The sequence below is a fragment of the Bacillota bacterium genome (assembly GCA_018333655.1).
In the GTDB taxonomy this organism is placed as follows: Bacteria; Bacillota; UBA994; order UBA994; family UBA994; genus BS524.
In genome coordinates this window covers 1-23,515 of sequence record JAGXTJ010000009.1, presented here as the reverse complement: position 1 = coordinate 23,515, position 23,515 = coordinate 1, and the positions used below count along the sequence as shown (strand labels likewise).

Here is a 23,515-nt window from a genome sequence, read left to right as displayed (position 1 = left end):
AGGGAGACTTTTTATGTATGACAACCTAACGGACATTCTAGAAAAGGCTAGGGAGTGCCATGGTCTCAATGAAAGAGAGGTGGATCTCCTCTTATCTGCACCACATGCTGGCGATGAGGAGATTTTTGCCGCGGCCAGAGCGGTCAAAGACAAAGTCTACGGCAAACGGATAGTGCTCTTTGCGCCCCTCTATATTTCTAATTTGTGCTCGAATAGCTGTCTTTACTGTGCCTTTCGCGCCGAAAACACGGGCCTTTCGCGCATACATCTTACCCAGGCCGAAGTTCGCGAACAAACAGAGCACCTCATTAGGATGGGGCACAAGAGAGTGCTGCTTGAGGCGGGGGAAGACAAAACCTTCACCCCCATTGATTTTGTCCTCGAGTCTATTCGCACCATTTACGACACCGCAGTGGATGGGCACAATATCAGGCGCATCAACGTCAACGTCGCTGCCACTACCGTAGAAGACTACCGCCAGCTCAAAAAAGCAGGCATTGGCACCTACCAACTCTTTCAGGAAACATACCACGAAGAGACCTATCGCTACATGCACCCCCGCGGCCCTAAGTCAGATTATACTTATCACCTGACAGCTATGGAACGCGCCATTGACGGCGGTATCGACGATTATGGTCTAGGCGTACTCTTTGGTCTCTACGACTATCGCTATGAAGTGCGTTCCCTCCTAGCCCACGCCAAGCATCTCAAAGAAGCTAAGGGCATTGGCCCTCACACCATCTCTGTACCGCGCTTGCGGCCGGCTAAAGGTGCCACCTACCCACTCGGGCATGTGGTCAACGACTTAGAGTTTGCTCGCCTCGTCGCCATTTTGCGCCTAGCCGTCCCCTACACCGGCCTCATTCTCTCTACCCGCGAGTCACCCGCCATGCGCGACTTTCTCCTCGACGTTGGGGTCTCACAGCTGAGCGCTGCCTCCGTCACCACGCCGGGTGGCTACGGACGCCCCGACAAGCAGGAATCAGGGCAGTTTTCTGGCTTCGATCACCGCTCCCTCGATGAGTGTGTGGACAGCATCGTCAGCAAGGGGTACGTTCCTAGTTTTTGCACGGGGTGTTATCGCCACCAGAGAACAGGCAAAGCTTTTATGCACATGGTGGAAACAGGAGACATCAAAGAGTTTTGCCAAGTTAACGCCATTCTAACGCTAGCAGAATTTGTCGCTCACTTTGGTTCTGATACCACTCGCAGTGGGGCCCAAGAAAAGTGGGAGGAATGGTTGAGCCAAATCCCAGATCCTGTAGCGCGACAAAGAGTACGCCATGACTTAGCGGAAGTGCTGAAGGGAGAACGCGATATTTATGTCTAAAGAACTGATTGCTCGCGCCGAGCGCGAAGGATATCTTCTCAGCCAAGAAGAAATCGCTTCCCTCCTCAGCCTTACCGAACCCGCAGACCTAGACGAACTCTGGCAGGCAGCCGACCGGGTGCGCAGCCAAGAAGTGGGGGCAGATATTTGGCTGCGGGGGCTTTTAGAGTTCTCCAATTACTGCTCTTGCCAATGCGAGTATTGTGGCATCAGAGCCGGCAACAACTCCATCGTGCGCTACCGCATGACAGAAGAAGAAATACTCCTCGCGGCCGCCGAACTTGTGCGGGCAGGTATCGGCACTATTGTACTGCAATCGGGTGAAGACAAATGGTGGACAGGCGAGCGCATGAGTAGCCTTATCGCTAGTATTAAACAGGAGCACGACTTAGCCATAACCTTGAGCCTAGGCGACCGCACCCGTGAGGAGCTTGCTTTGTGGCGTCAGGCTGGTGCTGACCGCTATCTCTTGCGCTTTGAGACGTCGAACTCTGCCTTATATGCCCGTTTTCATCCTGACTCCACACTGGCTAAACGGTTAGAAACACTCGCCAACCTTAAAGATCTTGGCTACGACGTTGGGTCAGGGTGCCTAGTTGGCTTGCCCGGACAGACCGTAAGCGATCTCGCCGGGGATATCCTGCTCGGGAGAGATCTCGAGTTAGATATGTTTGGCGTGGGCCCCTTTATCCCCCACCCTGCCACGCCGCTCGGACTCTGCCCCCAGGGCAGTACCGAGATGGCGTACAAGATGGTGGCCTTAGCACGTTTAGTCATGCGTAAAGTGCACATTCCTGTCACTACGGCCTTGGCTACCCTTGATGAGGACGGTCGCGAAAAAGGATGGCAACGCGGCGCCAATGTAGTTATGCCCAACGCCACCCCTGCCCCTTATCGCCAGCAATACGAGCTGTACCAGAACAAGCGCTGCATCGACGATACTTTAAGACACTGCCGCGGTTGTTTGGGGGGCAGAATTGCCCGCATCGGCCGCCAGGTGGGACGGGGGCACGGCGGCTCCCTGCGTCAAGGGGGCTCTAGACATGAATAATACCCCGCGCGCCATACGCCCTCACATTGTACTTTTGGGCCGGTGCAATGTCGGCAAATCCACCCTCATTAATGCTCTCTGTGGACATGAAGTAGCTTTAGTTTCGCCCGTTTCGGGAACTACCACCGACCCAGTCTACAAGAGCATGGAACTCTTGCCTTTCGGCCCCGTGGTGCTAGTAGATACCGCCGGCCTTGACGACGCCAGCCTGCTCGGCGTCGAGCGGCAGAGGCTCACGTCGCGGGCCCTGCGCAAGGCGGAACTTGTTTTGCTCGTGGTGGCCGAGCTGCCCCTCCTGCCTGCTGAGCAAGAGCTACTGGCTGATTTAGCGCGCCGCCAGATACCATCCATTATTGTCATCAACACCCACGACAACACGCTGCCTCTTATCCCGGATAATGCCCAGGCGGTGAATGCGTTTACTGGCCATGGAGTCTCGGCCCTTAAAGATGCACTAGCCGAAAAACTGACCAAGGTTACGGTAGAACCACCTCTACTGAACGACTTGCTACATGGCGAGGGGGTTGTCCTACTGGTCGTACCCATAGATAAGGCTGCCCCTAAGGGCAGACTCATCTTGCCTCAAGTGCAGGTCTTGCGCGACATTTTGGACGGCGGGCATCGCGCCATAATTTGCCGTGAAACAGAGCTCGTCTCTACCCTCCACTCACTCCGCGAACCGCCGCAGCTCGTGGTAACCGACTCGCAAGTCTTCGGTTTTGTCGCCAGCACCCTGCCGCCCGACTTACCCTTAACATCCTTCTCTATCATTATGGCGCGCCACAAGGGCAACTTGCCCCAGCTCACCAAGGCAACAGCAGCCCTCGCCAAACTTAACCCTCATGACAAGGTGCTAATTTCCGAGGCCTGCACGCACCATAGCCAAGAAGACGACATTGGGCGCGTAAAAATACCCGCTCTGCTAAGAAAGCGGGTAGGTGGCGAAGTGAGCATCACCTGGCAAAGCGGTCAGACCTTCCCCGAGGAGCTTGACTACAAGCTGATTATCCATTGCGGCGCATGCATGATTACCCGCCAAGAAATGCAATCGCGTTTGGCGCAGGCAGAAGAAGCGGGTATTCCTATAATTAACTATGGAGTACTTCTGGCCTACTACAATGGCATTCTCGAGCGCAGTCTGCGACCGTTTGCCTCCTGCATTCCCACCAACGCATAACGAGGTAGGCGCTCTACACCGAGGGCAACACAGAAGTCTTTCTTCTTCGCGATAGGAGACGATTTCAACCACAGAGGGCACAGAGGCGTGGGAAAGAGAGGAAGATAGAACGAATTTAATTGCCTAACTTAGCTCCTTCTTTCTCTGTGACCTCTGTGTACTCTGTGGTAAAAAACGTGCCCTCACTTCTTCATTATGTGTATTGCATCACATAACGAGTCCACGCACAAGCATTAGAAGCTTAACATGTAGGCACTCCAACGACTTTCAGACTTCCCTAAGTCCAGCTCGTTAGGTGTCAACGGGAATGCAGGTTGCCTCGGTGGGGACCAAGTAAGGACCGACAGAGGCTCCCTAAGCGTGCACCAAGAGGACTATCTCCCTGATAGCTTAAGCACTACGCACCGGTATAACGGAACAAAGGACAGTCCGTCCTAGAGCAGCCAGTACCGCAGCGCAGACATAATTGCTGCCAATCAGGCCAGTGTCGCACTGCGGCGTCAACCATCCCCTCAAGCCCTGCTTGCAGCGAGGCGAGTTCAGTTTCACTCATCATGTCAAAGAGCTTGGCGTAGGCCACCATCTGCAAGCGAAGCTGATTCTCCACGACATCTCGCCCCTTGGGGGTAAGAATGGCGATAATCTGGCGCCGGTCCAAGCCCTGCTTGCGTAGAACAAGGTCTTTGCGCGCTAGCCGATCCATTACCTTCGTGGCGGCAGGGTTAGAAATACCAAGCCCCTCGGCCAGACTCGAGAGCGGGCAATCTGGATGCAGCCAAATATAACGCAGCGCCAAAAGTTGGCTGTTCGTCAGCATGTCTTCCGTCGACACGAGAGTTTCCATGGTTGCTCGCGCTCCGATTTGCATAAAAAGGTCCACAAGGTGTTTTAGAACGGTTTTCTCTGCCATTTACATAACCGCCTATCTATAAAATACCTTCTCTCGCTACTTAATTCACATTATACACTAGGAATTATTTCTTGGATAGGCAAAAAAAATAGGCAGTGTCGTCACCGCCTATGAAAAACCGCTACTGGCCGGCTCCCCCAGCGACTAAGCCGCGATACACTCGCTGCACAAATTTATCATCGCCCACGCGCTTGACGAAGTGTATCTCATCGAGCGCATGGTCGGCATCGAAGTACAACTCGTAGCCCTCCACCAAGGTGTTGGCGTCATCTCGCTTGACAACTTGCAGGATATTGTGACCAAATTGTTGTTCATTCTCTCTGTAGCTAATGACAAAAGCCCTGTCCTTTAAGGCCGCAGCTAGGGCATCCTTGGTCTCACGTAGCTTTTGAAACTCTGCCGGCAAGGGCTCTTGGTCATAGGTTTTAGGTTCTTTGGTGATGGGGTCAGTGAGAGTGACGACGTGGTCTGCCTCTTTGGCCGCAAAATTTATGGTCGAACCAGCTTCATTGGTGAAGTAGTAGCTAAACTCAATAGGGTCTGTGCGCTCAAGCCGATCAAGGGCGCGAGAAATAATAATACGGCGGATACGATTACTGCCTTCGGCATAGGACCGTGCGGTAATCAGCGGGAAGAAGTAAGCGACACCGGCACTAACAAGAAAAAATACTAGTACCGCCGCCACCAAAATCTTATCCCAGGGTAAATTGCTCTTGCCATGCCTGTCGCGCCTTCTACGTTCTGCTCTGCCCATTAAATAACGTCCTCCTCAAGCTTAGATACATCTTCTCCTTTCCTAATTCGCCATCCCCACCAAAATTCCTGCTCTTTACTACACGCTATTTCAGTTCTCCCTGCAGCCCTACATTGATGCTCATAACCGGCACTTTAATTCCGGCACGCTCTATGGCCGCGCTGACTATTTTGCCAAGACTAAAACAGCAAGGTACTTCCATATGGGCAATGGTAATGCTACGAAAGTCATTGACCCGAATCATCTGCGCCAGTTTTTCGACATAATGTGCCGAGTCGTCAAGCTTAGGGCAGGCGATCAGAACCGCTTTATTCTTGAGCATTTTCCGGTGAAAATCTGGGTAGGCAAAGGGCACACAATCAGCCGCAATAAGCAGGTCGGCCTCTCTGAGAAAGGGCGCGGTTGGTGGCACGAGCATAAGCTGAACGGGCCACTGCCTAAGTTCCGACTTAGAGGGACCAAGAGGAGCCTCGCTTGCCGGGGCTGTCTCTGTCTTGTTAAAGGTCATGAGGCGTGAGCCCGGGCAACCACCGCCATGAGCAGACCTAGGCGCATGCGAGCGCACACTCTGTAGAGCGGGCGGCAGAACCGGTGGAGCTACATGAGGGACAGTTTCGCGGCCAATACTCGTTAACCACACATTAGTAGCGTCAACATCATACTCCTCGGAATCACGCTCTTCTATGGTCAGGGCCCCGGTGGGGCATTCACCCAGGCAGGCGCCAAGTCCGTCACAGTACTGCTCTTTCACCAGGCGAGCTTTGCCGTCCACGATCTGTAGGGCGCCTTCGGCACATCCGGGCACACACTGACCACAGCCATTGCACAATTCCTCATCAATTTTTATAATTTTACGTAATACCATTTCTAAAACCTCCTTAGGTTTACTAGCTCAAGCATACCCCAAGGCAGGGAGAAAAAATGTGATGTAGGTCACTGTTTTATTGTTCCACGGCGAAAAATTGTCTTTTTTTTTCGAAGTGCCACTGTCCGCTACATCCTTGCGCTAGCGCAGCTAACTCAAAGTGCAACATGGCGATTCCGATGTCCATTGGCGTGAAGGCGCCGTTGCGGCTTGACCTTAGTTCTACCTTCGTGGTGGAGCCTGCAAAATACCATGGTTGCAAATTAATGGCGGACGGCGCTAGGCGGACAGCCAGCAGAGCCTCTTTAAGCCATAATGGCCCCGCCAGCAAGGACGGACTGGCTATTTCGCTAAGCCCTTTGCGGCGCACCAAGGTATGGAGCACCTTACTAACGGCATCTTGCCTCTCTGCTGGCCAACCTAGAGCAATCACGGCAGACACTGCTTCGGCTGGCCCAATACTAAGGTGCGACATGAGTTTTTTGTAGTTAAAGGTCCCTCCGACCCAGCAAGACCCCAGCCCCAGTGCCGTAGCCCGCAGCACATATTGCTGGCCCAAGTACCCTGCCTCCATCTTGCCTATCTCGAGGTCTAAGGTCGGAACAATTAAGCACAGCAGAGCCCGAGCACCGCCGATTTTGCCGTAGCTACCGATAATGCCGGTGAAGATATCATCTAAAGGCTTGTCTCCTTCGACATACTCCACTCGACAAGGCACCCTGTTTAGTTTGCGCAGGCTGTGCGGGGCGAGTAATTCTTCGCGAATACCTTCTCCAAGAGCAGTATCTTGGTAACGCCGTACAGACTTGCGGTTCCCGATAGCGGCTATGAGACTTACGAGCTCAATTGACACGGCCACACCTACTTCCTCGGTATGATGAATAGCATACCAGTAGTGTACCATGAGTGCGCAGAAGAACGGCAAACCATTGCTTACTTCCAGGCCACCTTGGTGATCTCTTCGCAATACTCACAGGCATAGGCACGCGATTCTGCTTCGTACAACTCGAAAATCGGCATTACATATTGGTCGGAGTTAGATACACAGCGCGGATTACCACAGGCAAACAACCCGCTCACCACTTGAGGTAGAGTCACTTGCGTTTTTGCTACCACTTGTTCATTCTCGATAATGTTGACCGTAATCGTGGCGTCGATGAGGCCGAGCATGGCTGTATCTACTTGCGTGTAGTCCTCAATTTTGATGATATCTTTTCTGCCTAGTCTCTCACTCGGTACGTTCATGAGCAGCACGACTGGATGCCCGAGGCTAGCTAAGTTCAGCTTGTTAAAGATCCACAAGCCTTTCCCAGCCGTGACATGGTCAATCACTGTGCCCCGTTTAATTCCCGCAACTTTTATCATGAGCAAGTCACCCCCAGTAAGTGTGCCATGAGAGACATACGGACGTAGACGCCACATTCTGCTTGCGCAAAGTAGACCGCCCGTGGATCATTATCTACTTCGTAGGCAATCTCATTTACGCGTGGGAGAGGATGCATAACGATCAGCTCTCTCTTAGCTTGCGACAGCTTTGCTCCATCCAGAATATAACTATTCTTGAGCCTTAGGTAGTCTGCCTCATTGAAAAACCGCTCTTTCTGTATGCGTGTCATGTACAGAATATCTACATAGGGTAGCGCTTCCTCCATGTGCCGGCACTCAAACACTTCGCAATTAGAAGTTCGGAGCAATTGTTCTTTAAGGCGTGGGGGAAGAACTAACTCCTCGGGGCTGATAAGGTAGAACTTGCTGCCAGGATAGCGTGCTAATGTCTCAATGAGCGAATGAACGGTGCGTCCATACTTGAGATCGCCACAGAAGGCCACGCTTAACCCCTCTACCTTGCCCTTGCAAGCATGTATGGTCAGGAGATCAGTGAGAGTCTGCGTCGGGTGCTGATGCCCGCCGTCGCCCCCGTTAATTATGGGCACACGCGAGTAGCCCGCCGCTAGCTTCGGCGCGCCTTCCTTGGGATGTCGTATAACTAAGATGTCAGCATACGCATCCATAACGCGAACAGTGTCCGCAATCGACTCTCCCTTAGCTACCGCCGAGGCATTAGCATCGCTAAAACCTAGAATACTACCCCCCATGCGTAACATGGCTGACTCAAAGCTAAGTTTGGTACGCGTGCTAGGCTCGTAAAATAAAGTGGCGAGTATCTTGCCCCGGCAAATATCGCTGTAAGCGCCTCTCTGCCTCTGCATGTCTTGGGCTAGAGTGATGATGGAGTCAATTTCTGGAAGCGTCAGGTCACTAGGGCTCACTAGGTGGCGTCCGAGCAAATCTAACATAAACAACCTCCCCTTTTCTAGCTTCTCCGAACTAGTTTAAAATAGGCGCGTCAAAAAACCTTCCCGCCAGCGGGAAGGCAAAAGTTAAGACCACTTTTGCCTTCCCAGCCTCACAGGGCTTTACCGTCACTCGTACGGCGGAATTAAAGGCTACTACCGTGAATGCTATCGTTCTCTTTGTTCTATGTCAACGTAATTTTTTGCCAAACCTATTTTGCAGCTTCTTTAGTACCAAGGCCACCTCATCTACCCCAGCCAGTAGCAATGAGAGGCCATAGACCAGTAGCCCCAGCGACACAGCCGCTCCAAGCGAGATAATTTGTCCATATCCGGCAGTAAAGGCCATGACCACAGCGCTTGTAACACCCATTACTAGTGAAGCCCCACCCACTTTTAGGAGCAGAGGCAGCATGCCCATCGGCACAGGTCCTAGTTTTTTGCGCAGCGCATAAAATAGCCATAGCGAGCTAACAGAAGTTCCGAGAGAATTAGCTAACGCTAGCCCTCCGTGGGCCAAAGGGTAGACCAAGAGTAAGGCCAGGGCTGTGTTCAGCAAGGAGGTAGCAATGCCTATTTTCACGGGCGTCAGAGTATCATGCAGGGAAAAAAAAGCGCGAGTTAGGACCTGTGCCGTAGCCAGTCCGAGCAAGCCTAAGGCATAAAAACCCAGCGCATAGGCGGTCTTCTCTGTCGCAGCGGCATCAAACGAGCCTCGTTCAAAAGCCAAACGCACTATCGGGTAACGCAATACCCATAGACCTACCGTCGCTGGCACCAGAAGCACTACCAAGCCCCGCAGGCTGCTAATTGTGGTCGAGGCAAAACCTTTTTTATCACCACGCGAGGCCAGGGCGGCCAAGGTGGGATAAGCCGCGGTCGCCAGCGCGGCCACAAAAATAGAAACCGGCAATTGAACAAGGCGATTCGCAAAGTTCAGGGCGGCGATGCTGCCCACATCGAGCCCGGAGGCGAGGCGGCGATCAACCACCATGTACACCTGCCCGAAGAGACTGCTCACAAAGATGGGCGCCGAAAGCTTGAGCACTTTAATGAATTTTGGATTCCAAAACTTCGGCACGGCTAGGACCGGAAACCCACGATAGAGCGCTAACATGAAGAGCAGCACCGCCGTCACACCCATGGAGACCAATGTGGACCATGCCAGCCCCTCTATACCCCAAGTCCCAAGTAGCAACAAGCCCGCGATAATGATGACGTTTTGCAGAACCGGAATTAAGGCTGGCAAGAAGAATTGTTGATGGCTGTTAAACAATATGGTTAAGAAAGCCGATAAACTCATCAAAAAGGTACCAAAAGAGAGAACTTGCAAGAGTGAAGCAGTCACAGCCTGTTGTTCCGCCGAAAAGCTGCCCACGAGAACCCTCACCAAGAGTGGCGCAAATATTTGTGCCAGCACACTACCGGCGATGCCAAGCAGGGCAATTGCTCCCGCTGTGGTGGCCACGAGGCTCCTTCCTTCTGGCGTATCACGGTCCTCACTGTACACAGGCAGAAAGGCCGTGGGCAGTATACCCCCGATAATACCTGCTAGTAGTTGGGGGATAAAAAGGGCGGCGACATAGGCATCGACAGTTGCGCCGGCGCCAAAGCGCCAGGCAATGACTTGCTCGCGAATAAAACCAAGGGGTCGGCTCAGAATCGACACCACACTGAGAATGAGTGCCACTTTGAAAACGGAATTCTTATTCTCCACTGCCTTGCCTCGCAATCTAACTATATCAACTTTCCTATTTTATCATATCACTTCCCTCTTCACCTAGGATTACTTGCAGGAGTTTCCTTGTGGCTTGTCTAATTATCTGATAGCACTAGCAACATTAATCAAACTAGAGGAGGTTGTAACATGTCTCGCTCTCATACGTCCCCTTGGCGGATAGTCAGACGAGTCGTTTTCCTATACTTGGTGCTGGCACTTGGTGTAAGCACACTCTTTATGCCGCCTGCCATGGCTACTAGGCAAGTAATGGTCGACGTTAAGCTACTTGCCCAACCTGTATGGCTGCAGGGCGTACTCTTTAACCAGATAAACAACCAATACCCCTTGCTTGAGTACGGCAACACTACCTACTTCCCTCTCACTTGGAACTTGAGTCGCTTCATGGGCCTAGAAACCACATGGACTGCCGAAGAAGGTCTTACCATCGTGACGAGGGGTAGGTTTGCACCCCTAGACCCGCCCGATGCTCACTTTAACGATACAGCAGCCACATTTAGGGCTACCATTAAGAGGCAAACCATCACTATGAATGGACGCCGCGTCATGCCACCAGAGACCGGCCTGCCTTGGCTTATCTTTCGCGGGGTGACCTACCTGCCATTAACTAACGCGGTTACTCAGGAACTCCGTTGGCAAGTACACCGGTCCCCCGAGCGCGGGCTAAGCATTGAAGCCGGCAACTTCGCCGAGAGCGAACTTGAGTCGATAATTACCATGCTGAACAATGCCGCCAACAGCAGAAGGCTAGGTTTTACCGCGCAGCTCACTATGCCCCAGCACGAGGACTCCCTGGCAATAACGGGGCAAATTGAGAATTTCACTACTCCACCGTTTGGCGCAGTTCCAGGCAATTTTTGGTGGAGAAAGCTTACCTTTGACTATCCTTGGCAAATCACTCTGGGGGAACACAAGACCAGCGACATCACTTACTTCCAGTGGAGCGGCGACCGAAGTACTGGCAGGCTAGACACGGGGGTAGGCACTGACGCACCCATGCGATTGTTGGCGCCACAAGTACAGCAGCACCCCTTGTTTAACTTGACTGACTTCGCGGTGCTAGGCGAAGTCCGCAACTCCATCTCTCGCCTCGAAAGTCTAACGCCAGTTCACCCCGGCACAAGTCGCTACCGCCTTGTGTTTCACGCCGCTGATGACCGTTATGCGTTTCGGACTATCGAAGTCACTGTGGACTGGACCCATGGATGGCTGCGCGAAATCTTGGTGAGGGACCGCCTTTTTGACCCCACCGAGTACTTCTATGGCTCGGGCTGGTACACTTTGCGCCTCATTTTGCACAACCGCCGCTAAGAGGAAGCAAGTTTTTCTGTTGACAAGCACCCAAGGATAAGGTAGTGTTCTTATGAATATGGTTCCTTTAATTTTGCCCGAGAGGCAGGAAAGGAAGCGCCCGATAGTACCCTTAGGGCTAACTTGGCTTTCCTGCGTCGGCAGGAAAGCTTTTTTGTTGGGGATATTATGTCAAAGGGGTGATGCCATGCCAATACTCATACGGGGAGCTAGGCTACTTGACCCAGCCAACCAAGTAGATATTTTCGCCGACATACTTATCGAGGGAGCACATGTCGCAGCCATAGGCTACAACTTGTCCACAGATTGTTGTGGCACTGGCACAACAATTGAGTTTGAATCCGGCACCATCATTGAAGCCTCTGGCCGAGTACTTGTGCCCGGACTAGTAGACATCCATGTGCATTTGCGTGAGCCAGGGCGGGAGCACAAAGAGACGATTTTGACCGGTTGCCGCGCGGCGGCGGCTGGGGGATACACCGCTGTATGTGCTATGCCTAACACTCTACCCACTATCGATAGCGTCGCGACCTTGGCGTACTTTAAAGAAAAGGCCGCTTGCGCTCCAGTACGTTGCTACCCTATCGCCGCTGTGACTCTAAGACAGCAAGGCAGGGCCTTGACCGACGCTGTGGCTCTTAGAGCAGCAGGTGCCGTTGCCTTTTCTGACGACGGAGAACCTGTAAGCGATGCCCTGCTCTTTGCGCGGGCACTAAAGCACAGCCATGTGCACCAGGCACCGCTAATCGCCCATTGCGAGGACAAGGAGCTAGCGAGAGGGGGCGTTATGCACCATGGTTCGCGGTCGGCAACCCTTTCCCTGCCCGGAATTCCGGCTAGGGCGGAAGAAGAAATGGTAAAACGAGATCTGCAACTCGCCGCGAAATCGTCTAGCAGACTGCACATCGCCCACGTCAGCACAAGTGGTAGCATCGAACTCATACGCGAAGCGAAGGCCATGGGAGTACCCATCACCTGCGAGGTTACGCCTCACCATTTGCTCCTTACCCATGACTCTGTGGAGTTTCATGACGCCAACACGAAGATGAACCCTCCCTTGCGCACGGCAGAAGATATCGCGGCGCTAAAAATGGCGCTCAAAGACAAGGTCATCGATTGCATCGCTACTGACCACGCGCCACATCACCACGACGAAAAGGCCCTCCCCTACACAGAAGCGCCCTTCGGCATTGTCGGACTAGAGACGGCACTACCCCTAATGATTAGCGAGCTTGTTGCTTCTGGCCTACTAAGCCTGGCCGAGCTAATCTTACTTATGTCGACGAACCCCGCGCACATTCTCGGTCTACCACGGGGAGAAATAATCATCGGCGGCCTGGCAGACTTTACACTCATAGACACAACATTAGTGCAGACTGTAGACCCCGCCCGCTTTTACTCGTTAGGCAAGAACACACCCTTTGCCGGACGCACACTGTGTGGCTGGCCCGTGTTGACAATGGTGAACGGAAAAATTGTTATGAAAGATGGTGTTGTCTATGAGTGAGCCCTTCTCACGCCGCCTAACTTCAGCTCTGTACGCCAAGAAAAGCGCATTGGTTGTAGGATTAGACCCACGCGTAAACGAACTGCCGCCAACACTACTAAACCAATATCGCACAGACAAGGGTTTGACACTCGAGGCTGCCGCAGAGGCCGTTCTAGAATTTAACAAAGGACTAATCGACTCCCTGCATGACCTTGTCGTCGCCGTCAAACCACAACTGGCCTTCTATGAATGCTTAGGACTCCCCGGCCTAGCCGCCTTTGCTGCTACTCTTAACTATGCCCGAGAACACTCCCTACTTGTGATCACGGACGGCAAGCGCAACGACATCGGCTCTTCGGTAGCAGGCTATGCCGACGCCTACCTCGGGGAGACGGCCCTAGGCGACTCCTCCTACCCCGCCTTTCCCTCAGACAGCCTGACCGTCAACCCCTATCTCGGCAGTGACGGCATCACCCCCTTGGTGGAGCGTTGCCAGAACTACAAGAAGGGCATCTTTGTCCTGGTCAAAACAAGTAACCCTTCGGGGACAGAGATACAAAACCTCGACTGTGGCGGCGAAAAAGTCTTTGAGGTTGTGGGACGCCTCTGCCATGAATGGGGGCTCTCCAGCCTCGACAGTGATGGTTACTCGGCGGTCGGGGCAGTTGTTGGCGCAACCTATCCCGCGGAGGCCGCAAAACTCCGGAAAATTATGCCCCATGCCTACTTCCTGGTGCCCGGCTTTGGTGCGCAGGGCGCGAAACCCCAAGATGTGGTGACGTGCTTTAATAATGATGGCTACGGGGCCGTTGTCAACTCAGCGCGGGATATAATATATGCCTTTACCAAGCGCGGCGGAGATTACAAGATGGCCGCCCGCAGCGCCGCCCTCGAAGCAACGCAGAGCATCAATAAAGCACTAAGGGAGGCAGAAAAATGCGCTTGGTAACGACTCCGCACCTTGTGCAGGCCCCCGTTGTAGAACACCAAGTAGTGGCCAAAGAAGTCAGGCGACTCACTCTCTACTCGCCGCAAATAGCTCTTGACGCGATGCCAGGCCAATTTATCAATGTCCGCCCGAGCAGCGGGCACGACCCACTGCTGCGGAGACCCTTCAGCCTGAACCGCATTGATTCAAGAGCCCAAACCGTAAGCATCCTCTACAAAGTCGTAGGTCGGGGGACAGAGCATATCTCTCACCACCAAGTTGGCGACAAAGTAGATACAATCGGCCCCCTCGGGCGAGGTTTCAGCATTTCTGGTCTCAGAGGCAAATTGCTGCTCGTTGCTGGCGGCATGGGCATTGCCCCCATGTACCCACTCGCCAGCAAGCTCTGCGCAAGCGGGGCTAGTGTTACCTGCCTGTATGGGGTGCGTTGTGCCGAGGACCAGGCAGAAGTGCGAGAGCTCGCGGAACTTGGCGTCAAGGTAGTGACGGCCAGCGAAGATGGCTGTGGTGCCTACCAGGGCACAGTAGCGGGGCTACTCGCCGCCACTCTCGGCGAAGAAAGTTTTTCTCAAGCCTTCGCCTGTGGGCCCCAGACAATGCTGGCGGTCGTTAAGGAAATGTGCGTCAAGGCTTGCCTACCCTTACAAGTTAGCGTGGAGAGCATGATGGCTTGTGGGCTGGGTGTCTGCCTGGGCTGCACCTGTCCTCGCGCAGAAGGCGATATGTTTTGGCATGTCTGCACCGATGGACCCGTGTTTTCGGCACAGGAGGTGAGCCTCTAGTGGCATCGCAAAGTCTTATGCAGACAAAAATAGCCTCCCTGTCCCTGCAAAGCCCCCTCCTTACGGCCTCCGGCACCTGTGGGTACAGCCAGGAATTTGGTCGCCTATTTGATCTCAACCACCTAGGAGCGATCGTTGTCAAGGGTATCACCCTCGCACCGAGGAGGGGGAACCTAGGCACGCGCTTAGTCGAAAGTCCCGCCGGTCTCATTAACTCCATTGGCCTTGAGAACCCAGGGGTCGAAGATTTTATTTCCGGGGAAATGCCTTTCTTGCGGCAACAAAAAATACCGGTGATAGTCAATATCTCCGGCAATACCCTAGAGGAATATGGAGCGCTGGCGGCACGCTTGAACGAAGTAGCCGGAGTTAGCGCGCTCGAGGTCAATATATCTTGCCCTAATGTCAAACAGGGCGGTATGGCCTTCGGCGCTAACTGTGAATCTGCGGCGGCCGCTACCCGGGTGGTGCGAGAACACAGCACACTCCCGCTTATAGTCAAGCTCTCTCCTAACGTCACTGACATCGCCGCCATTGCTAAGTCGGTAGAGGCAGAAGGCGCGGACGCCGTCTCGCTCATCAATACCCTCCTCGGCATGGCCATCGACGTAGACAAACAGCGCCCCGTACTGGGCAACATCATGGGTGGGCTCTCCGGCCCTGCCATCAAGCCTGTCGCCCTACGCATGGTTTGGCAAGTATTCAAGGCAGTGAAAATCCCTATAGTAGGTATGGGCGGCATCAGCAGCTGGCAGGACGCGGCGGAGTTTATACTGGCAGGGGCAGCAGCCGTAGCCATAGGCACGGCAAGCTTCGTCAACCCCATAATCATCCCTGAGATTCACCGGGGGCTTAAACTATATGCCGAAAAGCAAGGCGTAAGAAATATCGCGGAGCTGCGTGGACTAGCCCACCAAAGTTAAGAAAAGAAAGAAGGATGACCACTTGTTAAGCATAGAACAAATCAGCGAGATCTTTAAGACTACCGGTACCTTTATGGAGGGACATTTTCGCCTAACCTCTGGACTACACAGCAAACTCTACGTTGAGAAATTTCGGCTTCTCGAAAACCCCCACTACACCGCCATCCTCTGCCAAGAAATAGCGGCACGCTTCAACAAGCAGGGCGTCACCGTGGTCGTAGGTCCCGCCATGGGTGGAGTCATCATCGCCTATGAAGTGGCGCGGGCTCTAGGAGTGCGGGCTGTTTTTTGCGAGCGCGAAGATGGCCATCTTGCCCTGCGGCGCGGCTTTCGTATCGCGCCAAGCGACCGTGTCCTCGTCGTCGAAGATATTGTCACCACCGGCGGTTCCGTCAAAGAAGTGCTCCGTGTGGTAGAGCAATGTGGTGCGACCATAGTCGGCGTGGGCCTACTAGTGGATAGAAGCGGCGGCGAAGTCAGCCTAGGCTACCCAACAGAGGCACTGTTGACTATGACCGTGCAAACTTATGCCCCTGATACCTGCCCACTCTGCGAGCAGGGTCTCCCCATAGTTAAGCCGGGTAGTCGAGTTTCCTAGCTCAATGCTCTAGCTTGCGAGCAACCTGAAAGAGCAAGTTACGCAACCTCTCGTTAAACTTGCGCGCCTCCTTGACTTCGCGCCGCGAACCAGTGCGCAGCTTGGTCTGTATAGTCTTACGTGCCGCCCGCCACAGCGAGTCTAATTCGTCGTAGGAGGCCGCTGATTTTATGTCTGTGCCCTTCTTAGGCACCTCACCTATCCGCTCACCGCTTAATGCGTAGACCACATCACACTCGGGCACAACAATTTGCGCCTCCATCTCCTGGCGCAGCAGCTCTGCCAACACTTCCCTGCTTGTCTCTTCGCCATGGGTGAGGTACACTGCCTGGGGGCTCTGTCCAAAAGCGCGTAGCCAAGCCAGTAATCCTGCTTGGTCGGCATGGGCAGACAAGCCGTCAATAACGTGAATCTTGGCTCGCACTGCGATCTCCTCACCGAAAAGCATGACCGTTGGCGCTCCCTCAATTATGCGCCGCCCCAGTGAACCCCCCGCTTGGTAGCCGACAAAAAGGATATGTGAGGCTTCTCGCCATAAGTGGTGCTTGAGGTGATGTCTGATGCGCCCGGCCTCGGCCATGCCACTTGCGGAGATAATGACACAAGGATGGGTGACATTGTTAAGCGCCTTGCTCTCCTCAACTTCGCGCGTGAACCGCAACCCAGGATAGGCAAAGGGAGACATATCGCGCTTTAATAGGTCTTTCGTGTCATCGTCATAGTAGTCCTTAAACTGCTGAAAAATCTCTGTCGCCGATATAGCCAAGGGGCTGTCTATGTATATCGGTATGAGTGGGATAGCACCGCTTCTATAGAGGGCGTTTATTTCATAGAGCACATCTTGTGTGCGCCCCACGGCGAAAGCTGGGACAATAACCTGCTCGTTGTCTCTGATAGCCTCGAGAAGTATGTCTTTGAGCTGTTCGCGTCGCTGATGCGGCGACTCATGCAAGCGATTGCCATAAGTAGATTCTACAACAACATAATCTGCCTCGGCGATATAGGTAGGGTCGGCAACAATCGGTCGACCCTTTTGGCCGAGATCACCGGAAAAAACAATTTTTTGGACATGACCATCCTCTTCCATAAAGATTTCAAGCATCGCGGAGCCGAGAATATGACCGGCGTCTTGAAAGCGAACGCCAACGCCGGCCTTAACTTCAGTGTGCTCGCCGTACTTGACCCCACGAAAATGCCGCAGGCATCGCTCGACGTCCTCGAGGGTGTACAAGGGCTCTATGTCCTCTGTCCCCGCCCTCTTGCCCTTGCGATTCTGCCACTCCGCCTCCATAAGTTGCACATGCGCCGAATCCCTCAGCATGAGATTGCACAGACTGACGGTCGCGCGGGTGGCAATTATCTCGCCCGTAAAGCCTTCGCGCACTAATTTCGGCAGTAACCCGCTATGGTCTATGTGGGCATGCGTTAAAAGCACGGCGTCAATAGTGTGTGGCATGAAGCTAAAGGGCTGTGTATTGCGTTCAGCCTGTTCCTTGCCCCCCTGAAACATGCCGCAGTCAACGAGAATTTTGGCGTCCTTCGTTTCCAGCAAGTAACAAGAGCCGGTAACGGTATCGCATGCCCCAAAAAAAGTAATATTTATCATGCTGCACCTTCCCCTCATATGCCTTGAAGTGCTAGGCCTTCGCCCCGCACCGCAACAACACTACCTCACCCGCGGCTAAGTGCAAACGCCTACAGTGCCCTCCACGCGCAACAGCTCCGCGTGCGTCCCCTGCTCGACAATCTGGCCGTCGGTTACCACAAAAACAACGTCGGCCTTTCTGGCTGTAGTGAGCCGATGCGCAATGAGTAGCGTGGTACGGCCTGCCATCAGGCTCTCCAGCCCAGCCCACACCAAGCTCTCCGCTTCATTGTCGATACTTGATGTCGCTTCATCAAGCAATAGAATTGGGGCGTCCTTGAGGAAGGCGCGGGCGATGGCGATGCGTTGCCGTTGTCCGCCTGAGAGTTTTGACCCGTGTTCGCCCACCTCAGTTTCATACCCGTCGGGGAGTGACGCTATAAAGTCATGGGCGTTAGCCGCTGTTGCCGCTCTTTGCACCTCTGCCATACCGACATCTTCTCTGCCGCAGGTGATATTGTCGTAGATGGTACCTGTAAACAGCCAAGCATCCTGAGGAACTAAAGCGGTCAGGCTGCGCAGCTCAGGCAGCGAATACTCGCCGATGTCTTTGCCGTTGACCGCAATTGACCCTCCCCCTGCTTGGTACAAGCCAAGTAACAGCTTAAAAATGGTGCTTTTTCCTCCGCCGCTCTCACCGATGACAGCGGCAGTTTTGCCATGCGGGACGCTAAACGATACCCCTTTAAGAGCCGGGACATCCCCATATGAAAAAGAAACGTTTTGAAAAACTACGGCCGCATCATCTTGGGGTACGCTCCCGCTTGAGCGCAATTTCTCGGGTGGAGAGTCGAGCAGCTCGAAGACACGTTCAGCGGCGGCAAGTGTCTGCTGGAGGGCAGACCAGACGCTGCCCGCATTTCTAAAGGGCCTCACCATGGTCTGACTAAACTGCACTACTGCCACAACCTCACCCGGTGTCAACTCTTGCTGCAAAATCATGTAACTGCCTAGCGCCACTACGCCTAGGAAGTTGGCTGAGCCAAGAAAATTGCTTATTACCCCCACAGTGCTTTGCAGGCCGACTAGCTTTAAGTTGTTAGCCCGCAAGGCGTCGTTTTTTTCGTCAACTCGGCACAGTAGCAGATCGCCAACGCCCCACCCTCGGGCTCCACACTGCCCTTGTACCACGTCTTTAACACTGGCATGCATTTCGGCCAGTCTCGCCTGCGAGGCTTTGCTCGTGCGTTGCAGCGGAACCGCTGATACACGGTTCACAACAGCTGACATCACAACTAAAAATAAGGGAATCGCTACAAACCGAGCATCAACCATAATAATAAACGCTGCCGATATAAGAGCACTTGCCACATGCGCGACAAAATCCACTAGCTCTTCACCAAGAAACCGCCGAGCTACGTCGATGTCTGCGGTCAGCCGAGAAACTAGGTCCTGCGAATGTCGCCCTTCGATTGACGCTAGCGGCAGATTCTGCACATGGTCAAATGTTTGGTTCCGCCACTCTGCTACGGCCATTTCCGTAGCCGCTGCACAGAGACGTCGGCCGAGCGGAAGTAAGGCAGCCCCAAGAAAAATCAGCAGGCCATACTGCCCGAGGCTCATGAGCAGCAACCGAACATCGCGGCCTACCGAGGCGTTGACCATTCCCCTAAGCAATAGCGCAAGCCCAAGCTGGATGCCCGACTCAGACAGGATGGACATTACCCCACCCACGGTAAACTTGAGCCAGTTGCCCTGCATGTATTTCAACAGTCTAGTGTTGCTACGATCTGCCTTCATCTCACGACACCCCCGCCGCGCCATAATGGCGCTCAAACTCCCCATGCCTGACAAAATTGGCGTAGTGACCACCCCGCGCGGTTAGCACAGCATGGGTGCCTTCTTCCACAATACTGCCGTTAGCTAAAACAACAATGCGGTCTACCTTTTCCAAGAGGTGCAGACGATGGGTGACAATAATCTTAGTGCCATCCATCGCCAGCAACTTGTCAAAGACCGCCCTTTCCGACTCCATATCCAGTGCGGCGGTCGCCTCATCAAGCACCAGTAGCGGCGCAGCACGCAGTACCGCTCTGGCCAGCGAAATACGCTGTCTTTGCCCCCCAGACAAATTGCCGCCTCTCTCGCTGAGGAGACTACTGTAACCACCTGCTAGTTCGCCTATAAACTCATCTGCCCCTACCTTACGTGCGGCATCGCTTACTTCGTGCGGTGAAGCGCCAAGACGCCCGAAGCCGATGTTCTCTGCTACGGAAACCGGCAAGAAAAAGTCTTCCTGCGCCACATACGCGATATGTTCACGGATGCAGGAGGGGGTAAGGTCATGATAGAGGCAGCCAAAAAACAACAACTCGCCTGAGCTTGGCTGCCTAAACCGGAGCAGAAGCGAAAGTAAAGTGCTCTTGCCGGAGCCGCTGGCCCCAACAAGGGCCAATGTCTCCCCCTTGCGAACTTTTAGGCTTAGCTCACACAAAATCGCGTCCTTTCCGGGATAAGCAAACGAAACTTGGTCATACTCCACTGCATATTCCGCCTTACGATTAAGCGGCGGACACGCGCCTTGCTGCACTGGTTCAACGGGTAGTGCAAGCACTGCGAATATCCTTTCCGCCGCCTGTATCGCTGCTTTCATGCTCGCCATGTTTTGCGCCATACCCTGCAGTGGCCATGTTAGGTTGTTGAGTAGGTTTAGCATCATGAGCAGCTGCCCTAGGCTCAGCCTGCCTCTAATAACCTCGTAACCGCCCACGCCAAACAATACAAGGAACGGCATCACCGAAAGCACCGTCATGGCTGAATTTAGCTGTCCTTTGGTAAAAGCTAAGGCCACGGCGCTGTTTGCCACACGCTTACCTAACGAGCTCATCTGTTTGCCAAGATAGCCGTGCAAATTATAGGTCTTGGCCACAACTACCCCTAAGACAGTATCTTGTGCAAGCACATTAACGGCAGCCATACCACCTTGCCATGCCTTAAGATTCCCCCCCATGCGCCCACCAAAGAAAGACGCCACAAACATCATGACGGGGACCAAAGCGATTGTTAGCAGTGTCACCTGCCAAGACACCACCAGCATAACTACAAGTGCTGCCACAAATCCGAGCGCGCCTTGTAAAAGGCTCGGCATCTCGCGCGCGACCATAACTCTAATGGCGTCAGTGTCGACTCCGAGCCGAGAAACATAGTCTCCGCTATGCGTAGTTTCGAGTGACTCCGTCGTGGCGCGGCTAATGTGCCGCACGACCTTTCCGCGCAAGTTATGCACAGTGATTTCGGCTAGGCGACCCGCCAGGAGCTGCCTACCAAACAGCGCTGCATCTGAACCTAGCCATAAAACGACAAGCAGCAGAAAAACCTGCCCAAACTCTGCTTTATTAGCGAGAAGCCCCACATCAAGAATGTGCCCTAACTGCCGAGCCAGAAGTATACCGAAAGTTACTTGCAGGAAAACAAGCAGAACAACAAATATTACAGGTGCGATTTGACTCTTCGCATACCGCAAAAAAAAGTGCATCCCCTGTCTGTTTGCCACAAACTCATCCCCCCATTCATAACGCCCTCTCGGGCTATGCTTTACTTACCGTTTTCCGAGTGTTCTTTGGGATTGCCATTCGTCGTCAAGCAGTGAATAAAGGGTTGCATCCCAGAATTTTGCATCTCGATAAAAACACTTTCGTAGTACCCCTTCTTTGGCGAGCCCTAATTGTGCAGCCATTATTCCTGACGCTCGGTTAAACTCTGGCACGTACACGTATATGCGTTTTAATCCTAGACCGTTAAAACACAGTTCGAGCAATTTTTGAGCAACCGCCCAGCCATACCCTTTGTTCCAGTATTCGATTTCCCCAATGACAATACCTAACTCAGCGTTTCGGTCTTGTCTGTTAATTGCACGGACAATAGCTATACCGATAGCTATTCCCTCCGCAGTCTCGATTATCAAATACCTCTTTTCATCACTTTCAAAGTTTCCATCGTCAATCATCTTGCGTACCATTCTTTCAGACCATGGAAAAACTCGAAATGTCGCTCCAGCATTCACCCTGTCATCGTTTGCCCAACGACAAATAAGGCCAACGTCCTTTGCTTCTATAGCCCTAAATAAAACTTGTATTTCTCCTCTCATATTTCCGTCCTACATTCGGCAAGGTAATTAGCTTTAATGTATGTCTCAAGTGCACCCTCAAAAAACTCACGCTGACAATCCAGATTAAAGGCATTTCCCGTACGGATCAAAGACTGGACTCTACATCCACCTCCGCATAATGGCAAAAACATGCAATGTAAGCATTGATTCCATACATCCGTTGTCAGGAACTCTAAGTGAACACCCGTTGGTTGTGCATCCTCATTAGATAGATCTCCCCGCTGAAACTCTCGGATTCCAGCTAGAGCAGTGCAACAGTATAATTCGCCACTGACACCTACAACGGTGGCCCAATCAGTTAAGACACCACACGGGTAATAGGTAGGCAAGTGCGCAACGGGGAGTCCTAGTTCTGCCATCTGACCCCAAATCTTCACCATGGCAGTAGCCTTTTCGGCAGGGGAAAAAACATACCTGTTCCAATTTTCGGATGGACAGAACGCCAGCTCCGTTGGCGCAACATACACACTGGGCACCTGGTTAATGAATCCTTTGACCGTACTAGCAAGGTAATGCAATATCTCGTTTATACGAGCTACGTTGTGCGCATCAATATTTAGCCTGATTTGTAGCTTAGGGTGCTCGTTGTCACAGTGCTGCAAATTATCAATGATAGATTGAAAGCTAGACCCCCCATCAATAGGGGGCTTTCGATAATCATGAACATCCTTCGGGCCATCAATTGTCACCTGAATCTTATCAACAGACAGACGTCTCAACAAACGATAACACTCATAATCGAGCAAGGTTCCGTTTGTTGTAACCCTAATGTGAAGGTACACTTCATTTTTTGCACAGTACTCCCTTAATTTCGGAGCTATCACCGCAATGGGTGTTGTGTTTAACAATGGCTCCCCTCCAAAGAAGTCTAGCGTCAGGCGTTTAGTTCCATGTGCCTTCAAGCGCTCGATGAGCTGCTGGGCTACATTATGCGCCGTTTGCTCGTCCATCGACCGAGGGGCGATAAGTTCCCCTTCCAAGCAATACTTGCACCTTAAATTGCATGCTTCAGTTGTCATAATCACAGTTTCTACTGCTTTCTTGGAATACTTTCGGGAGGCAAACAAGTACTGAACCAAATTTTTTTCATACCCTTCTTGCTCGTAAACAAACCCCTCCCTAACTAGGGCGTCAAGGCCCTCCGGGTCAAGCTCCCTAGGTGTTCTCCCTGACATGAAGATGTCCTCTATGGCGTCATCCACCACGACCATACTTTCCCGCAACGTATTGTACACAAGCAACTGCCTCTGTTCAGGGAAGTCACGAATTATAATATTGTATTTCGACGGTATCATAATAGTCCCTCCACGTCAGAATTTAGAGAAGGTGGCTACGAGCCCCAGACCTCACAAATGCTTTCTACGCACTCTTACCACAGAAACATCCACAGCCCATGGCTTGGCACAAAGGCCTCGCCCTCTTGACTATTTTGACCATACTTATCACCTCCACAATACATGTCTCGTCATGCGGTTACTCATGGACAAACCTATGAGTGGTTGTCCACAGAGGTCCATAACCCCAGCGATATATAGCCAGCCTTCATCGCTTGAGACGCAAGTAATATCACTAACCCATTTCTGGTTCCGCT

The 23,515-nt window shown here is 52.9% G+C and carries 21 protein-coding genes; 9 read left to right on the top strand and 12 right to left on the bottom strand.

From position 1 onward, the window contains the following. The first annotated feature begins 13 nt into the window (after positions 1-13). From hydG to hydF, 3 genes are read left to right on the top strand one after another with little or no spacing between them, the layout of a single operon-like run. Positions 14-1,330, top strand: coding sequence for a [FeFe] hydrogenase H-cluster radical SAM maturase HydG (gene hydG / locus KGZ92_02270; GenBank protein MBS3888111.1), 1,317 nt, complete (start codon positions 14-16; stop codon positions 1,328-1,330). Continuing rightward, positions 1,323-2,381, top strand: a complete 1,059-nt coding sequence (gene hydE / locus KGZ92_02265) for a [FeFe] hydrogenase H-cluster radical SAM maturase HydE (GenBank protein ID MBS3888110.1) — start codon at positions 1,323-1,325, stop codon at positions 2,379-2,381. Before hydG ends, hydE begins: the two co-directional genes overlap by 8 nt. Beyond that, positions 2,374-3,558: a [FeFe] hydrogenase H-cluster maturation GTPase HydF gene (hydF, locus tag KGZ92_02260; GenBank protein ID MBS3888109.1), complete on the top strand. Its 1,185-nt coding sequence runs from the start codon at positions 2,374-2,376 to the stop codon at positions 3,556-3,558. Before hydE ends, hydF begins: the two co-directional genes overlap by 8 nt. Before the next feature lie 397 nt (positions 3,559-3,955). Here the strand turns inward: hydF and KGZ92_02255 are convergent, their stop codons facing one another. From KGZ92_02255 to murJ, 7 genes are all read right to left on the bottom strand, one after another. After that, positions 3,956-4,468, bottom strand: a complete 513-nt coding sequence (locus KGZ92_02255) for a MarR family transcriptional regulator (protein MBS3888108.1) — start codon at positions 4,466-4,468, stop codon at positions 3,956-3,958. A gap of 121 nt (positions 4,469-4,589) precedes the next feature. Further along, entirely contained in the window at positions 4,590-5,222 is a 633-nt protein-coding gene (locus KGZ92_02250) for a hypothetical protein (protein MBS3888107.1), read from the bottom strand. Between the two features lie 85 nt (positions 5,223-5,307). After that, positions 5,308-6,087 carry a 4Fe-4S binding protein gene (locus KGZ92_02245; protein ID MBS3888106.1) on the bottom strand — a complete coding sequence of 260 codons (780 nt, stop codon included), beginning with the start codon at positions 6,085-6,087 and terminating at the stop codon, positions 5,308-5,310. Between the two features lie 76 nt (positions 6,088-6,163). Then, on the bottom strand, positions 6,164-6,940 hold the full coding sequence (locus KGZ92_02240) for a nitroreductase family protein (GenBank protein ID MBS3888105.1): 777 nt from the start codon (positions 6,938-6,940) through the stop codon (positions 6,164-6,166). 80 nt (positions 6,941-7,020) lie between these two features. Continuing rightward, on the bottom strand, positions 7,021-7,452 hold the full coding sequence (locus KGZ92_02235; GenBank protein ID MBS3888104.1) for an aspartate carbamoyltransferase regulatory subunit: 432 nt from the start codon (positions 7,450-7,452) through the stop codon (positions 7,021-7,023). Continuing rightward, entirely contained in the window at positions 7,449-8,384 is a 936-nt protein-coding gene (pyrB, locus tag KGZ92_02230; GenBank protein ID MBS3888103.1) for an aspartate carbamoyltransferase, read from the bottom strand. Before pyrB ends, KGZ92_02235 begins: the two co-directional genes overlap by 4 nt. A 187-nt stretch (positions 8,385-8,571) precedes the next feature. Then, on the bottom strand, positions 8,572-10,098 hold the full coding sequence (gene murJ / locus KGZ92_02225) for a murein biosynthesis integral membrane protein MurJ (GenBank protein MBS3888102.1): 1,527 nt from the start codon (positions 10,096-10,098) through the stop codon (positions 8,572-8,574). 150 nt (positions 10,099-10,248) lie between these two features. On the opposite strand from murJ, the gene KGZ92_02220 reads away from it, so the two are divergent. The 6 genes from KGZ92_02220 (at position 10,249) to pyrE (ending at position 16,171) form a co-directional block, all read left to right on the top strand. After that, entirely contained in the window at positions 10,249-11,430 is a 1,182-nt protein-coding gene (locus KGZ92_02220; protein MBS3888101.1) for a hypothetical protein, read from the top strand. Between the two features lie 187 nt (positions 11,431-11,617). Then, positions 11,618-12,937: a dihydroorotase gene (locus KGZ92_02215; GenBank protein MBS3888100.1), complete on the top strand. Its 1,320-nt coding sequence runs from the start codon at positions 11,618-11,620 to the stop codon at positions 12,935-12,937. Next, positions 12,930-13,868, top strand: coding sequence for an orotidine-5'-phosphate decarboxylase (pyrF, locus tag KGZ92_02210; GenBank protein MBS3888099.1), 939 nt, complete (start codon positions 12,930-12,932; stop codon positions 13,866-13,868). Before KGZ92_02215 ends, pyrF begins: the two co-directional genes overlap by 8 nt. Next, complete coding sequence (locus KGZ92_02205; protein ID MBS3888098.1) at positions 13,856-14,650, top strand: dihydroorotate dehydrogenase electron transfer subunit; 795 nt, start codon at positions 13,856-13,858, stop codon at positions 14,648-14,650. The genes pyrF and KGZ92_02205 overlap by 13 nt, the downstream gene beginning before the upstream one ends. A 17-nt stretch (positions 14,651-14,667) precedes the next feature. After that, complete coding sequence (locus KGZ92_02200) at positions 14,668-15,573, top strand: dihydroorotate dehydrogenase (protein ID MBS3888097.1); 906 nt, start codon at positions 14,668-14,670, stop codon at positions 15,571-15,573. A 22-nt stretch (positions 15,574-15,595) separates the two neighbouring features. Further along, positions 15,596-16,171: an orotate phosphoribosyltransferase gene (gene pyrE, locus KGZ92_02195; protein ID MBS3888096.1), complete on the top strand. Its 576-nt coding sequence runs from the start codon at positions 15,596-15,598 to the stop codon at positions 16,169-16,171. A 1-nt stretch (position 16,172) separates the two neighbouring features. On the opposite strand, the gene KGZ92_02190 is transcribed toward pyrE, so the two are convergent. From KGZ92_02190 to KGZ92_02170, 5 genes are all read right to left on the bottom strand, one after another. Next, a complete protein-coding gene (locus KGZ92_02190; protein MBS3888095.1) occupies positions 16,173-17,777 on the bottom strand; it encodes an MBL fold metallo-hydrolase in 1,605 nt (534 codons plus the stop codon). A 75-nt stretch (positions 17,778-17,852) separates the two neighbouring features. Next, entirely contained in the window at positions 17,853-19,556 is a 1,704-nt protein-coding gene (locus KGZ92_02185) for an ABC transporter ATP-binding protein (protein ID MBS3888094.1), read from the bottom strand. Between the two features lies 1 nt (position 19,557). Further along, a complete protein-coding gene (locus tag KGZ92_02180; GenBank protein MBS3888093.1) occupies positions 19,558-21,309 on the bottom strand; it encodes an ABC transporter ATP-binding protein in 1,752 nt (583 codons plus the stop codon). A 45-nt stretch (positions 21,310-21,354) separates the two neighbouring features. Beyond that, complete coding sequence (locus KGZ92_02175; protein MBS3888092.1) at positions 21,355-21,903, bottom strand: GNAT family N-acetyltransferase; 549 nt, start codon at positions 21,901-21,903, stop codon at positions 21,355-21,357. Further along, positions 21,900-23,219 (bottom strand): radical SAM protein, encoded by a 1,320-nt coding sequence (locus tag KGZ92_02170; protein ID MBS3888091.1) that lies wholly within the window; start codon positions 23,217-23,219, stop codon positions 21,900-21,902. Before KGZ92_02170 ends, KGZ92_02175 begins: the two co-directional genes overlap by 4 nt. Positions 23,220-23,515: the final 296 nt, after the last annotated feature.

Excerpts from the sequence above, each read along its gene's own strand:
- hydG (MBS3888111.1), top strand. The coding sequence starts at position 14 with ATGTATGACAACCTAACGGACATTCTAGAAAAGGCTAGGGAGTGCCAT.
- hydE (MBS3888110.1), top strand. The coding sequence starts at position 1,323 with ATGTCTAAAGAACTGATTGCTCGCGCCGAGCGCGAAGGATATCTTCTC.
- hydF (MBS3888109.1), top strand. The coding sequence starts at position 2,374 with ATGAATAATACCCCGCGCGCCATACGCCCTCACATTGTACTTTTGGGC.
- KGZ92_02255 (MBS3888108.1), bottom strand. The coding sequence starts at position 4,468 with ATGGCAGAGAAAACCGTTCTAAAACACCTTGTGGACCTTTTTATGCAA.
- KGZ92_02250 (MBS3888107.1), bottom strand. The coding sequence starts at position 5,222 with ATGGGCAGAGCAGAACGTAGAAGGCGCGACAGGCATGGCAAGAGCAAT.
- KGZ92_02245 (MBS3888106.1), bottom strand. The coding sequence starts at position 6,087 with ATGGTATTACGTAAAATTATAAAAATTGATGAGGAATTGTGCAATGGC.
- KGZ92_02235 (MBS3888104.1), bottom strand. The coding sequence starts at position 7,452 with ATGATAAAAGTTGCGGGAATTAAACGGGGCACAGTGATTGACCATGTC.
- pyrB (MBS3888103.1), bottom strand. The coding sequence starts at position 8,384 with ATGTTAGATTTGCTCGGACGCCACCTAGTGAGCCCTAGTGACCTGACG.
- KGZ92_02220 (MBS3888101.1), top strand. The coding sequence starts at position 10,249 with ATGTCTCGCTCTCATACGTCCCCTTGGCGGATAGTCAGACGAGTCGTT.
- KGZ92_02215 (MBS3888100.1), top strand. The coding sequence starts at position 11,618 with ATGCCAATACTCATACGGGGAGCTAGGCTACTTGACCCAGCCAACCAA.
- pyrF (MBS3888099.1), top strand. The coding sequence starts at position 12,930 with ATGAGTGAGCCCTTCTCACGCCGCCTAACTTCAGCTCTGTACGCCAAG.
- KGZ92_02205 (MBS3888098.1), top strand. The coding sequence starts at position 13,856 with ATGCGCTTGGTAACGACTCCGCACCTTGTGCAGGCCCCCGTTGTAGAA.
- KGZ92_02200 (MBS3888097.1), top strand. The coding sequence starts at position 14,668 with ATGCAGACAAAAATAGCCTCCCTGTCCCTGCAAAGCCCCCTCCTTACG.
- KGZ92_02190 (MBS3888095.1), bottom strand. The coding sequence starts at position 17,777 with ATGATAAATATTACTTTTTTTGGGGCATGCGATACCGTTACCGGCTCT.
- KGZ92_02185 (MBS3888094.1), bottom strand. The coding sequence starts at position 19,556 with ATGAAGGCAGATCGTAGCAACACTAGACTGTTGAAATACATGCAGGGC.
- KGZ92_02175 (MBS3888092.1), bottom strand. The coding sequence starts at position 21,903 with ATGAGAGGAGAAATACAAGTTTTATTTAGGGCTATAGAAGCAAAGGAC.
- KGZ92_02170 (MBS3888091.1), bottom strand. The coding sequence starts at position 23,219 with ATGATACCGTCGAAATACAATATTATAATTCGTGACTTCCCTGAACAG.